Raw genomic sequence first — 12,619 nt, forward strand, 5'->3', positions numbered from 1 at the left:
TCCAATTTGTCCGGCACCAAATATTACAGCTTTATATACTGATTTTGCCATCATTTTGATGTAGCCTTTCTGTCAGCACGAACCTGGATCATCTGTCCTGTGATGGAAATGGCGATTTCAGCCGGTGTTTCTGCTTTGATCTCCAGTCCTATAGGTGAGATGATACGGTTTAAATCTTGTTCATTAATGTTGTATTCTTCAATCAGACGGCGAAATACAGCAGCTTTTTTTGCGCGGCTTCCAATGACGCCTATATAGCATGCAGGTGTAGCGAGAAGCTGTGCCTGTACAATGGTATCATAGGAATGTCCGCGTGTCATGACGCAGCAATAATCAGCAGCTGTGATAGAAACATACTGCTTTAGATGGTTGAAATCACAAAGTATTGTTTCAACTGCTCCCGGGAAAAGAGCAGGATCTGTAAATTCCGGCCGGTCATCCAGGACAACACAGCGAAAATCAACGCTTGCAAGGATTGGGACAAGCTTTTGTGAGACATGTCCGCCGCCGAATACATAGACAGTTTCTGAGGTTCCAATCTGTTCAGAAAACAGATCATAATCTTCACTGTGATATCGGTGTGGCTTTGCAGATAAAGATGATAATACAGAAGAAGGAACATTGGCAGTTCCGATGAGACCGCATGCAGGACTGTAGAGGCTCACACCGGAGGTGGTGAGAAGATCGCAGATCAGCCAGAAATCTTTTCGCTCTTCATAGAATTTTTCCGCAGTTTCTGTGATTTCCATAATAATCGGATCGTTATGATTAAGATACTGGAAAAAGGCCGTAACATCACCACCACAGATCATGCCAATATTTTCAACATCTTTATGATTCAGCCGGAATTCATGCTGGCAGGATTCCTTTTTTTCAAGAATATCCAATGCCATACATTCAGCACGATATTCTACAGCTCCACCTCCGATGGTTCCGGAAATTCTGCCGTTTTTTCCGACCAGCATGCGGGAACCGGCACCTCTTGGCGTAGACCCTGAGGATGCTGTGACGGAAACAAGTACAAGATCGTTTCCCTCCAGGAATTGTTGTTTTATTGTCTGAAATAATATTCTCATATAATAAAATACCTCCTAACTAAATTAAGTGATTTTTCTGCTTCGGTTGTGTATGTCTGTCTGGACTAAAGCGTGATATGGCAGAGTGACTGTATCATGTCCTGCAGTTTGCGGGCTTGTTCTAACTGCTGCTCATGAGCTTTGCAAGCTTCCGGACTTTTGCATTTACTCATGCTGTCGGCAAATCTTTTTTCTATGGTTACACGTTGTGTTTCCTGAATCAGTTTATCAGCCAGAAATACAATAGCTGCTTCATCCAGCTTGGTTTCCAGCAGACCATGGTGCTGTGAAATAATCTGGCTGATCTCAGGATAACCTAACTGTAAGAAAAGTTCACCGCCTGTTTTGGTGTGATGCCTCTGAAGTCTGGCAATATCATGCAGAAGTGCACCGGAGCGAACAAGCTTCTGATCAAAGATATAACCATTGGATTCCAACATATTGCATAAACAACAGGCAAGTTCAGTAACAGCATCACTGTGAGCTTGTACATGACGGGGCAGAGAAACCGCATTGCGAAGCCTGAAGCATAGCCCGTCATTTAATTCAGGATGAGGCAGTATATAACTGGGATCAGAGAAAGAAATATTATTTCTTTCATTCACTTCCAGATGATAGTAAGAGCCACAGGGAAGACGAAACCGCTGCCTGCTGTACATACCGGAATGTAATGCATATATATAAGAAGAGATTACATCTGTATGAGCTACCACTGCAATATCACCTTCAGAAGCGCAAAGAATCTTATGAACTGCCTGCGAAAAGCGAAAACCAGATGCAGTAGGAGTTTCTGCTCCCGGGATCGGATGATCAGGGTTATTTTCACGGGCTTTATAAATGTCCGGCCATCTCTGGCGTATTTTATCAAAAGAAAGGCCATCCCATTCTCCCAGATTTCGTTCTGACAGATCAGAAACAATTATATGTGGAAGCTCAGGTGCCATATGGCCTGCTGTCTCAACAGCTCTTAACAAAGGACTGCAGTATATCCTTGATATTTTATCAGACAATTCTTCATTAAGAAGGACTGCCTGCAAGTGTCCAAGCATGGATAGAGAGAAATCTGTCTGTCCCACACAGTAAGAATGTTCATCCGGATACTGTGGTTTTCCATGCCGGACCAGATAAAGGCTACGCATTAAAAAATCCTCCGAAACATTCTTCAAATATTTTTTTTGAACAGGAACGTGTTTCTTCTGAAAAACGGGCATATCGTTTCAGAAATTCTTCGCCGTATGGTGTCAGTTCGCTATGGCTTCCCCTTGTACCGCCCTGGCTTCTGATGATCAGAGGTTCATGAAGCTGTGATTCCAGGGTATGGATCAGGTTCCAGCTGGTAGAATAGGAAATGTGCATGCGCTCACAGGCATCACGGACAGATCCTGTTTCATGAATCAGTGTAAGCAGCGAATAGAGTTTTTCATCAAAAAAAACTTTTTCCCGGGCCAGCTGAATATGGATTTCAGAACGGATCAGGCTCTGGTTATGTATGCGGAGGAGTTCAGCATAATCCTCTGGTGTATCTGCATCATGAATAATACCGGGATCCTCTACATTAAGATAATACATGGGTTCCCCGCAGTTATCCACAGCACTTTTAAGTCCTGATTTTCCGTCATCACTTAGGATGGAATCAATCAGTGTGGAACGGATCAGAATGGGATGACCGGGATTGCCATTACAGACCGGAGTTACAAGGGGACGCCCCAGAGAGAGCATTTGAGTGACTGTCTGGGCTGTGAACAGCGGAACATCAACAGGTGTAAAGAGTACTGTATCCACTTTGTCTTTCAGATACTCAAGTCCGATTCTGACAGAATCAAACATATGAGTGTTTGCATAGTTCTCATTTCGAAGAAAGACTACATTATTGGAAGCCAGGTGGCATTCCAGAACATCTGCATGATATCCGGTTACCACTACTATTTTGGAGATTCCGGCCTGCCGGAAATTATTGATCACGCGCTGTGCGATGGAAATGGAGCCAAGCTGAAGCATGGGTTTAAAGTCTCCCATTCGTGATGATTTCCCCGCAGCCACGATGAGGGCGCCTGTCTGCATTCAGATACCTCCTTCTTTCAATGATATTATACAAATTTGATATTATTATAACATATAAAAGAATAAAAATAGTTAAAATTTTAAATAAAGCAAAATAAAATTGTCTGGAATATATAAAGTAGCCAACTGTTAATTATTTACAATTTGTATAATTGTGCAAAATTATGGTAGTATGGATATATAAAATAACGTGGACAGGAGAACTTTTTTATGGATAAGATTTTTGAGATTACCGCAAAAGAAGTTACTGTGCAGGTAAAAGATGAGCGTACAGGGGTTGTATACAGCCGGACGCTTCCCATCGATTATTATGAGAATGCAAATGTTTTAAAACTCAGCGGTGAGAATCTGGACGGGAGTAGCTCTTCCATTGTTTTCTATTCTGCCAGAGGAATAGAGAGACTGAAAGATCTGACAGGCAAAGGGGCTGATCATGATCCGTGTGGAGTGCACAAGCCTGAAGATCGGTAATATTAAAATAACGTAACTATTCAGCAGTCATTGTGAAGGCGCTAACAGTTACGGAATGCGTGTTTTTAAAGGAGGTATGGAACATGATTAAAAAGACATTGAAGATTAATGGTGTTGAGAGAATACTTATTCTTGATAAGGATGAGACACTGGCGCAGGTACTCCGTAATCACCTTCTTCTTACAGGATGTAAGATCGGCTGCGGTGAAGGGCATTGTGGAGCCTGTAATGTTATTATGAACGGAAAAGTTACAAGATCCTGTATCTACAAGATGAGCCGTGTTCCCGATCATGCAGAGATCACAACTATTGAAGGTGTGGGAACAATTTCTGATATGCACCCGATTCAGGTTGCGTGGATGGCATATGGATGTGCACAGTGCGGTTTCTGTTCACCGGGCTTTATTATTTCCGCAAAAGTGCTTCTGGATAATAATCCAAGCCCTACCCGTGAAGAGGTAAGAGACTGGTTTAACAAACAGCGTAATCTCTGCCGTTGTACAGGTTACAAGCCGCTGATCGATGCTACTATGGCTGCAGCAGCAGTTATGCGCGGTGAGATGACAAAGGAAGATCTTGTGTTCAAACAGACAGGTGATTCTATTGTTGGAACAAACTATATCCGTCCTTCAGCAGCACAGAAGGTAACAGGTACCTGGGACTTCGGCGCAGATGATGCGTTAAAGATGCCATCAGGAACACTTCGTCTTGCTCTTACACAGGCAAAGGTTTCTCATGCAAATATCCTCAGCATTGACACAACAGAAGCAGAGAGCATGCCTGGTGTTGTCCGTGTTATCACAGCAAAAGATATTAAGGCAGCAGGCGGAACCAATAAGATCAATGGTCTTGTAATGCTTCCAAAACACAACAAAACAGACGGTTTTGAACGTCCTGTACTCTGCGATGAAAAAATCTTCCAGTTTGGTGATGCGATTGCCATCGTAGCTGCTGATACAGAAGAGCATGCACGTGCAGCAGCAGAAGCAGTTAAAGTTGAGATTGAAGAGCTTCCTGCATACATGAATGCAATGGATGCCATCGCACCGGATGCAGCGGAGATCCATCCCGGTACTCCGAACGCATTCTTTGAGACAAACTGTATCAAGGGTCCTGATTTTGACTGGGACAGCATTCCGGATTCACAGCAGGTTGAGATAGAATCTTACTGTTCACGTCAGCCTCATCTTCATCTTGAGCCGGACTGCGGTTATGGTTATATTGACGAAGACGGTATGATAACTGTTCATTCCAAATCCATTGGTATCCATCTGCATATGCCTATGATCGCTGATGGTATCGGCGTGCCAATGGAGAACTTACGAATTGTTCAGAACCATGCAGGAGGAACCTTTGGTTACAAGTTCTCTCCTACAAATGAGGCTTTGATCGGCGCTGCTGTTAAGATTCTTGAACGTCCAGTATCTCTGGTATTTAATCAGTTCCAGAATATTACATATACAGGAAAGAGATCTCCTGCATTTATGAATATCAAGCTTGCAGCAGATGAAAACGGTAAGCTTCTTGCACTCTGGGGCAATAACTATGTGGATCATGGTCCATACTCAGAATTCGGTGACCTGCTTACAATGAGACTTTCTCAGTTTACAGGTGCGGGCTACGGAATCAATTCTATCCGCAATAAATCTACAACAGTATTTACAAACCACGCATGGGGTTCCGCATTCCGTGCTTACGGTTCTCCGCAGTCTTACATGGGATCTGAGATTGCGATAGATGTTCTGGCTGCAAAGATGGGAATCGACCCCTTCGATATCCGTGAAATGAACTGTTACAAAGAATCCGAAGGCAGTACGATTCCTACAGGTTATCCGCCTGAAGTATACTGTGAAGAAGATCTGTTCAAGACAGCACGTCCACTGTATGAAGCAGCTAAGAAACGTGTGGCTGAAAAGAATGCAGCTTCTGATGGCAAGATCAAATATGGCATCGGCGTATCTCTCGGTGTATATGGCTGTGGCCTTGATGGTGTTGATACATCAAACGCATTTGCAGAGCTGAATCCGGATGGAACAGTTACAATGTATGCTGCATGGGAAGATCACGGACAGGGCGCTGATATGGGTGTTCTTGTATCATCCCATGAAACACTTCGTCAGGCAGGAATCAGACCGGAACAGATCAAACTTGTTATGAATGACACCAAGACATGTCCGAATGCAGGTCCTGCAGGTGGATCACGTTCACAGGTTATGTCAGGTAATGCATGTCGTCTGGCAGCAGAAAACCTTGTGGCAGCTATGAAGAAAGAAGACGGAACCTTCCGTACTTATGATGAGATGGTGGCTGAAGGTCTTACAACAAAATATGAAGGTAACTGGGTAACAACCTTCTGTGCAGATCATCCGATCGATCAGGATACAGCACAGGGTGATCCGTTTGCAACCTACATGTACACGATCTTCCTTCCGGAAGTTGCTGTTAATACAGAAACAGGTAAAGTTAAAGTTGAAAAATTCACCTGTGTGGCTGACGTAGGTACGATCATGAACAGACTTCTTGTAGAAGGCAACTTCTACGGTGGTCTTGTACAGGGTATCGGTCTTGCTCTTACAGAAGATTTCGAGGATCTGAACCATGATACTTCTCTGAAGAACTGTGGTATTCCGTATCCAAATGATGCGCCGGATGATATTGAACTTCATTTCAATGAAACATATCGCCCAAGCGGTCCTTACGGTGCTGCCGGCTGTGGTGAGGCTCCGCTGGATGCTCCTCATCCTGCGATCCTGAATGCAATCTACAATGCTACAGGCGCACGTATCACACGTGTTCCTGCCCGTCCGGAAAAGGTTCTTGCAGCATTAAAGGAACTTGAGAAATAATTCTCAGTATAATTTTATCATATGATATAATAAGGGGAGACGGGAGACTGTCTCCCTTTTGGAAATGAAAGGAGTATCGGGTTATGACATATATACAGGAGAGAGGTTCCACTCATGTTTATCACGTAAATCGAATGTCAAAGGAAGAGATGGATCATATGATCAGCCTCTGTGTTCATGAACAGCCGGCGTACTGTGTTGCAGCCTGTCCTTTCAAAGCAGATACAAAAGAAATGCTGTTTTATGCTGCAAAAGGAAATTTTAAGAAAGCTCTGGGGATCTATGAGAAGATCACACCATTTCCCATGATCCTCTGTAGCGGCTGTACTGCACCCTGTGAGGAGAAATGCAGGCTTTGTGAGCTGGGTGATGGCATATCCATACGTGAAGTAGAGCGTGCCATTGTCCGATATGGGGAACCTGGAAAACGGAGCAGTGTATTTCGTATCAGAAAGAAAAAAAAGGCTGTGATTTTTGGCTCAGGATTATTCCCGCTGTTTCTTGCAGGGGAGCTGGAAAAGAAGATGTATCCTGCAACCATTTACTGTCAGGAGAAAGATTATGAAGCCTATATTGCAGCAGCAGCACCGGAGCTTTCGGAATCAGATTGTAGGAATGAAGCAAAACGTCTCAGTTCCATGGATCTTTCGTTTGAATTCGGATGCAGTCTTGACCTTCCGTTTATCAGAGAGAAAATGAAGGAGGCAGATGTGGTCTGTGCTTCAGAGGAGGTGGCCAAAAAGCTGGCTCCTGAGGAAGCAGCAAACGCAGAGATCATGCTGAGAGAACAGGCAGGGATCGTCAGCGGTCCGGCCCAGTCTGTGATGGATGCGGCTTTTGCTGCAAAAAGAGCTGCCCTGACTGTAGATCTCCTTGTGCAGAACCTTTCACCCCACAGTAACAGAGGCAGTGAAGGGGCAGTTACCACCAGGCTCTATACAAATATGGAAGGGATGAAAGGCTCTAAAAAGATTCCCTGCAGCATAGATGGATATTCAAAAGAAGAAGCTATTGAGGAAGCAAAGCGATGCATTCAGTGTCACTGTGATGAGTGTATGAAAAGCTGTGTCTATTTAAGTGAATATAAAAAGTATCCTGGTTTTCTTGCACGTGAAATCTATAATAATACCCAGATCATTATGGGAGATCACCAGATGAATAAACCGATGAATTCCTGTTCACTCTGCGGACAGTGTACTGTAATCTGCCCAAATGGGTTTGATATGAGCCAGGTCTGCAAATCTGCAAGAGAAAATATGGTATCTACAGACAAGATGCCTTTGGCACCTCATGAATTTGCACTGATGGATATGCTGTTCTCCAATTCGGAGGCTTTCTTATGCAGACCTCAGCCGGGATATGAAACCTGCAGATATGTATTTTTCCCGGGATGTCAGGCAGGAGCTATAGCGCCGGATGTTGTCACAGAGGCATATGAGGATCTTTGCAGGAGGACAGAGGGCGGTGTTGCTCTGATGCTGGGATGTTGTGGTGCTATCAGTGAATGGGCAGGACGCTATGAAATGACAGAAAAGGTAAATGAACAGCTGAAGCAGGAGCTTGCAAAGCTGGGAGATCCCATGATCATAGCAGGCTGTCCAAGCTGTATGAAACAGTTAAAAGAGAGTCTTGGTGTCAGAGTCACAGGAATCTGGGAGATCTTAAAGGAAATCGGACTTCCCGCACGGGCAAAAGGGCTGGAGATACCTGTTGCAATACATGATGCCTGCGGAGCCAGGGGTGATGCGCAGACACAGGACATAATAAGAGAGCTTCTTGCAGATATGGGGTGCACTGTTGTAAACACAGAATATTCCAGAGATCTGTCTCCCTGTTGCGGATACGGCGGACTGACTTCCTACGCTAATAAAGAGATGGCAGATAAAATGACAGAAAAGTGTCTGGAACGATCCGATGCCCCATATATAACGTACTGCATGGCATGCAGGGACCGATTTGTCAGGGAAGGCAGGGAATCCAGACATATCCTGGAACTTCTGTATGGCACAAATGCCGTCAATATGCCGGATATCAGTGAAAAACGCTACAACCGGCTTGTGCTAAAAGAGAAGCTTTTAAAAAATATATGGAATGAGGAACTGATGATGGAGAAAAAAGATTATACCGTTGCATATACAGAAGATGCCATCAGTATGATGGATGAACGTATGATACTGAAAAGTGATGTGGAGCGTGTATTATCAGATTACAGAGAAAACCAGGAAGCGATTTTTGATGAAGAGACAAAAGAACTGGTGACAAGGAGCAGACTTGGAAATGTGACATTCTGGGTGCGATTTGTGGAAACTGAAGAAGGGTATCTGGTACGCAGAGCATACAGTCACAGAATGAATATTATGAAAAGGGTGGGACAGTAATGGCAGCAGAGAGAACATATTATACCATTGATCCTGAGGGAAAGCTGACCTGCATGAAATGCAAGGTTCCTCTTGTAAAAGGAAAAGCAAAATTTATGTATCTGGAGAACGGTTTTCCTGTTGAGATGCCGGTCTGTCCCAAATGTGGCTTTGTCTATGTTCCGGAGGAGCTGGCTCTTGGAAAGGTTCTGGCAGTGGAACGTGCACTGGAGGATAAATAGATGAACAGACATCCCGGAGGGGAAGAGCAGACACTTCATCTTCTGAAAAGCATAGAACTGAAAAAAGGAATGAAAGCTCTGGATCTGGGAGCAGGAGAGGGAGAGACAGTGCGGATCATGAAAGCATTTGGTCTGAATGTGCAGGGGGTGGATCTTGCTCCGCGAAGCAGTGAGGTGCAGAGGGGAGATTTTCTGGACCTTCAGTATGCAGCAGACAGTATGGATCTCTGTATCAGCCAGTGTGCATTTTTGGTCAGCAGAAATCAGAAAAAGGCAGTTTCTGAATGCTGGCGTGTACTGAAAAAGGGAGGATTTCTTTTACTGTCAGATCTGGATCCGGGCAATCTTTTGGAAATTGTGAAAGAAACAGGGTTTATGATTCTCTGTCAGGAGGACCAGACTGCTCTCTGGAGAGAATATTATCTGGAAGCAATCTGGAATGATTCATTCTGCTGCGAGGATCATAAGCTTTTACAGAATGAATACAAAGGCAGAAAAATAGGCTATACCATGGTGGTTGGCAGAAAGGAGTAATGTATGGATCTTTACGAAAGAATAATGGAATTAGGCAGCAGGGGATATCATTGTTCACAAATTATTATGATTATGACTCTGGAAACCATAGGAGAGGAAAATCCACAGCTTGTAAAGGCAATGGGAGGCCTTGGGGGAGGAATTGGTTACTGTGGAGATACCTGTGGATGTCTGACAGGAAGTGCCTGTGCCATCGGATATTTTCTCGGCAATCTGGCTCCTGAAGAGAAGGAAGATGCACAGATGAAGCCGGCTGTACAGGAATTATATCAGTGGTTCCGCCAAAAGACAGAGGAAGAATTTGGAGCTTTTTACTGTAAGGATATCACTCATCTGGACTGGGGCATAATTATGGAGAAATGTCCCGGACTTATTGCAGATACTTATACAAAAGTTATGGAAATACTGACAGAACGGGAGGTACTGGAGCTTTGATCACCATCGGCAAAACAAAAAGTGTCTGTCCGGAATGTATGAAGGTAGTTCCTGCCAAAAAATGTATTGGTGAAGACGGGATTTATCTGGTAAAAGAATGTAATGCTCATGGGAAATTTCAGACTCTGATCTGGGAGGGAAATGTAACAGATTATCTTTCCTGGGGAAGAGAAAATCTCTCAGCGGAAACTCCTGTAAATCCGAAGGTTAAAGAAAAATCCTGTCCGGATAATTGCGGACTCTGTGAGGAACATGAAAGAAAAGGGTGCTGTATGATCCTGGAAGTCACAAAACGCTGTAATATGCATTGCCCTGTCTGCTTTGCTTCAGCAGGAGAAGGCGGGGAAAAGGGAGATATTTCTATCAGTGAAATAGAAAAACAGTATGATTTTCTGATGGCTCACGGAGGTCCCTTTAATATACAGCTCTCAGGAGGAGAGCCAACCATGAGAGATGATCTGCCTGAGATCATACATATGGGAAGAAAAAAAGGATTTACATTTTTTCAGTTAAATACCAATGGGATCCGGCTTGCCAGGGAGGATGGATATGCCAGAAAGCTGAAAAAAGCAGGACTGAATACAGTATTTCTTCAGTTTGACAGTGTGACAGATCAGGTTTATGAGACTTTGCGTGGGCAGGCTATGATGGAACTGAAGAAAAAGGCGATCTTAAACTGCTCAGAAGCAGAGCTTGGTATTGCTCTTGTGCCGGTCATAGCGCCGGGAGTAAATGATATGCAGGTAGGGGATATCCTGAAATTTGGTCTGGATCATATGCCCTTTGTCCGTGGCGTACATTTTCAGCCTATCAGTTATTTTGGCAGATGTTCCCAGAAGCGTCCCACAAATCCCATCACCATACCAAAGATGCTGAGACTTATGGAAGAACAGACAGAGGGACTGATGAAAATTGAGGATTTTGCAGGCGGCGGAGCAGAGAATCCCTACTGCTCCTTCCATGCAAGTTATCTGAGAAAAGGGGAGCGGGAACTGAAGCTTCTTGAAAAAAAATCAGGAAAAGGATGCTGCTGTACTACCAGTGATGATTCCAGACAGTATGTGGAAAATCAGTGGAGCTACAGTACAAAAAACTATGATGAAGGAGAAATGACACAGACAGATGCGCTGGATGAGTTTCTGATCCGGATACATAATGAAACCTTTGCAGTATCAGGCATGATCTTTCAGGATGCCTGGAATCTGGATCTTGACCGTCTGAAACGCTGTTATATCTGTGAAGTGGATTCTGATTATGGAATGGTGCCGTTCTGTGCATATAATCTGACTAATCTGAAAGGAACCTATTTATACAGAAAGTGAAACGATCCAATATAGATGCAATGATCTGTAAGCAGGAAGAAATTACAGATATTACAAGGGAAACAATAAACAAAATACAGCTGGATAAACTGAATACTGTTCTGAAAAGAGAAAAAGAAAGGCAGGGATTTTACAGGGATCTGCCGGAAAGGCTGGAAAGCCTTGCTGATCTGAAAAACTTTCCCTTTACAACGGAATCCGACCTTGCTCAGAAAGGGGGCAGGATGTTACTGTGCTCTCAGGGAGAAATACAGAGGATCATTTCAGAACAGACAAGCGGAACAACCGGTGCCGGTAAACGTGTATTTTATACAGAAGGAGATTGTGAACATACCATAGAACTTTTTATGGCCGGACTTGGTGAGTTTATTTATCCGGGAAGCAGGACTATGGTTGCCATGCCGTTTTCCGGTCCTTTTGGATTGGGAGAGCTGATCGCTGAAGCAATCAGACGTATAGGCGCACATCCCCTTTTAACCGGGAACAGTAAAACCTATGGTGAGTTAAAAACAATTCTGGAAGAGGAACAGCCGGACACTTATGTAGGTATGCCGACAGCACTGCTTTCCATGCTTAGAATGTGTGGAAAAGGAAGTATAAAGAGAGCACTGATATCAGGGGATGCCTGTCCGGAAACAGTAATGAAAGAAATAGAAAAAATTCTGGGAACACCACTCTGGCCTCATTATGGTTCCAGAGAGATGGGACTTGGGGGCGCGATCTGCTGTCAGGCTCATGAGGGCATGCACATGCGAGAGAATCACTGTATCATAGAGATCATAGATAAAGAGGGAAATGTTCTGCCTGACGGTCAATGGGGAGAACTGGTGATCACAACCATTGGGATGGAGGCACAGCCTCTGATCAGATACAGAACCGGCGATCATACACGTATCATCCCCGGAAAATGTATCTGTGGAAGTGAGATAAAGCGTCTGGACTTTGTAAGACGGATCGACCAGTCCCAAAGCATGAGAGAAATGGATGAATTGCTGTTTCAGATTCCGGAACTGGTAGATTGCTGTGTAAGGAGTGTTGGAGGGACAAAAGGAATCACAGCATTTTTTACATCAGACAACGGAGAAGAACTGATCAGAAATGTCTGTGCAGAGAAAAATATTATTTCTTTGGATTGCAGAAAAGCAGAATGGAGCGATAGGGCATTGTATCCTGCGAAACGTATTATTTTATAGAGAAACTATTAGAAAACAGAACGAAATCCACAGACTGTCATCCGGGTTTCGTTCTGTCTCTCCTCAACAGCAGGAATTATTT

11 protein-coding genes are annotated in these 12,619 nt (G+C 44.0%); 8 read left to right on the forward strand and 3 right to left on the reverse strand.

Going from position 1 to position 12,619, the window contains the following annotated elements:
• Positions 1 to 50: 50 nt before the first annotated feature.
• From H8Z82_RS01735 to H8Z82_RS01745, 3 genes are all read right to left on the reverse strand, one after another.
• A complete protein-coding gene (locus H8Z82_RS01735; protein WP_019160617.1) occupies positions 51 to 1,076 on the reverse strand; it encodes an XdhC family protein in 1,026 nt (341 codons plus the stop codon).
• Between the two features lie 65 nt (positions 1,077 to 1,141).
• On the reverse strand, positions 1,142 to 2,215 hold the full coding sequence (locus tag H8Z82_RS01740) for a histidine phosphatase family protein (RefSeq protein ID WP_019160618.1): 1,074 nt from the start codon (positions 2,213 to 2,215) through the stop codon (positions 1,142 to 1,144).
• Positions 2,208 to 3,137 (reverse strand): NTP transferase domain-containing protein, encoded by a 930-nt coding sequence (locus H8Z82_RS01745; protein WP_019160619.1) that lies wholly within the window; start codon positions 3,135 to 3,137, stop codon positions 2,208 to 2,210. Before H8Z82_RS01745 ends, H8Z82_RS01740 begins: the two co-directional genes overlap by 8 nt.
• Before the next feature lie 210 nt (positions 3,138 to 3,347).
• On the opposite strand from H8Z82_RS01745, the gene H8Z82_RS01750 reads away from it, so the two are divergent.
• The 8 genes from H8Z82_RS01750 to H8Z82_RS01785 all read left to right on the forward strand — a co-directional run bounded on the left by H8Z82_RS01750 (position 3,348) and on the right by H8Z82_RS01785 (position 12,537).
• Positions 3,348 to 3,608 carry a hypothetical protein gene (locus H8Z82_RS01750; RefSeq protein WP_055199670.1) on the forward strand — a complete coding sequence of 87 codons (261 nt, stop codon included), beginning with the start codon at positions 3,348 to 3,350 and terminating at the stop codon, positions 3,606 to 3,608.
• Between the two features lie 83 nt (positions 3,609 to 3,691).
• Positions 3,692 to 6,454 (forward strand): molybdopterin-dependent aldehyde oxidoreductase, encoded by a 2,763-nt coding sequence (locus H8Z82_RS01755; RefSeq protein ID WP_186994060.1) that lies wholly within the window; start codon positions 3,692 to 3,694, stop codon positions 6,452 to 6,454.
• Positions 6,455 to 6,537: 83 nt separating this feature from the next.
• Positions 6,538 to 8,832, forward strand: coding sequence for a pyridine nucleotide-disulfide oxidoreductase/dicluster-binding protein (locus H8Z82_RS01760; protein ID WP_186994061.1), 2,295 nt, complete (start codon positions 6,538 to 6,540; stop codon positions 8,830 to 8,832).
• Positions 8,832 to 9,053 (forward strand): DVU_1557 family redox protein, encoded by a 222-nt coding sequence (locus H8Z82_RS01765; RefSeq protein WP_019160623.1) that lies wholly within the window; start codon positions 8,832 to 8,834, stop codon positions 9,051 to 9,053. Before H8Z82_RS01760 ends, H8Z82_RS01765 begins: the two co-directional genes overlap by 1 nt.
• Positions 9,054 to 9,587, forward strand: a complete 534-nt coding sequence (locus tag H8Z82_RS01770; protein WP_186994062.1) for a class I SAM-dependent methyltransferase — start codon at positions 9,054 to 9,056, stop codon at positions 9,585 to 9,587.
• 3 nt (positions 9,588 to 9,590) lie between these two features.
• Entirely contained in the window at positions 9,591 to 10,022 is a 432-nt protein-coding gene (locus H8Z82_RS01775) for a DVU_1555 family C-GCAxxG-C-C protein (protein ID WP_019160625.1), read from the forward strand.
• Positions 10,019 to 11,344 (forward strand): radical SAM (seleno)protein TrsS, encoded by a 1,326-nt coding sequence (trsS, locus tag H8Z82_RS01780; protein ID WP_186994063.1) that lies wholly within the window; start codon positions 10,019 to 10,021, stop codon positions 11,342 to 11,344. Before H8Z82_RS01775 ends, trsS begins: the two co-directional genes overlap by 4 nt.
• Positions 11,341 to 12,537 (forward strand): DVU_1553 family AMP-dependent CoA ligase, encoded by a 1,197-nt coding sequence (locus tag H8Z82_RS01785; RefSeq protein WP_330607797.1) that lies wholly within the window; start codon positions 11,341 to 11,343, stop codon positions 12,535 to 12,537. The genes trsS and H8Z82_RS01785 overlap by 4 nt, the downstream gene beginning before the upstream one ends.
• Positions 12,538 to 12,619 lie beyond the last annotated feature (82 nt).

Source organism: Blautia difficilis (assembly GCF_014297245.1).
Lineage (GTDB): Bacteria > Bacillota > Clostridia > Lachnospirales > Lachnospiraceae > Blautia_A > Blautia_A difficilis.

What these genes read in the sequence shown, in the direction of transcription:
- H8Z82_RS01775 (WP_019160625.1), top strand. Translation starts at nt 9,591, where the DNA reads ATGGATCTTTACGAAAGAATAATGGAATTAGGCAGCAGGGGATATCAT.
- H8Z82_RS01745 (WP_019160619.1), bottom strand. Translation starts at nt 3,137, where the DNA reads ATGCAGACAGGCGCCCTCATCGTGGCTGCGGGGAAATCATCACGAATG.
- H8Z82_RS01755 (WP_186994060.1), top strand. Translation starts at nt 3,692, where the DNA reads ATGATTAAAAAGACATTGAAGATTAATGGTGTTGAGAGAATACTTATT.
- H8Z82_RS01760 (WP_186994061.1), top strand. Translation starts at nt 6,538, where the DNA reads ATGACATATATACAGGAGAGAGGTTCCACTCATGTTTATCACGTAAAT.
- H8Z82_RS01740 (WP_019160618.1), bottom strand. Translation starts at nt 2,215, where the DNA reads ATGCGTAGCCTTTATCTGGTCCGGCATGGAAAACCACAGTATCCGGAT.
- H8Z82_RS01750 (WP_055199670.1), top strand. Translation starts at nt 3,348, where the DNA reads ATGGATAAGATTTTTGAGATTACCGCAAAAGAAGTTACTGTGCAGGTA.
- H8Z82_RS01735 (WP_019160617.1), bottom strand. Translation starts at nt 1,076, where the DNA reads ATGAGAATATTATTTCAGACAATAAAACAACAATTCCTGGAGGGAAAC.
- H8Z82_RS01770 (WP_186994062.1), top strand. Translation starts at nt 9,054, where the DNA reads ATGAACAGACATCCCGGAGGGGAAGAGCAGACACTTCATCTTCTGAAA.
- H8Z82_RS01765 (WP_019160623.1), top strand. Translation starts at nt 8,832, where the DNA reads ATGGCAGCAGAGAGAACATATTATACCATTGATCCTGAGGGAAAGCTG.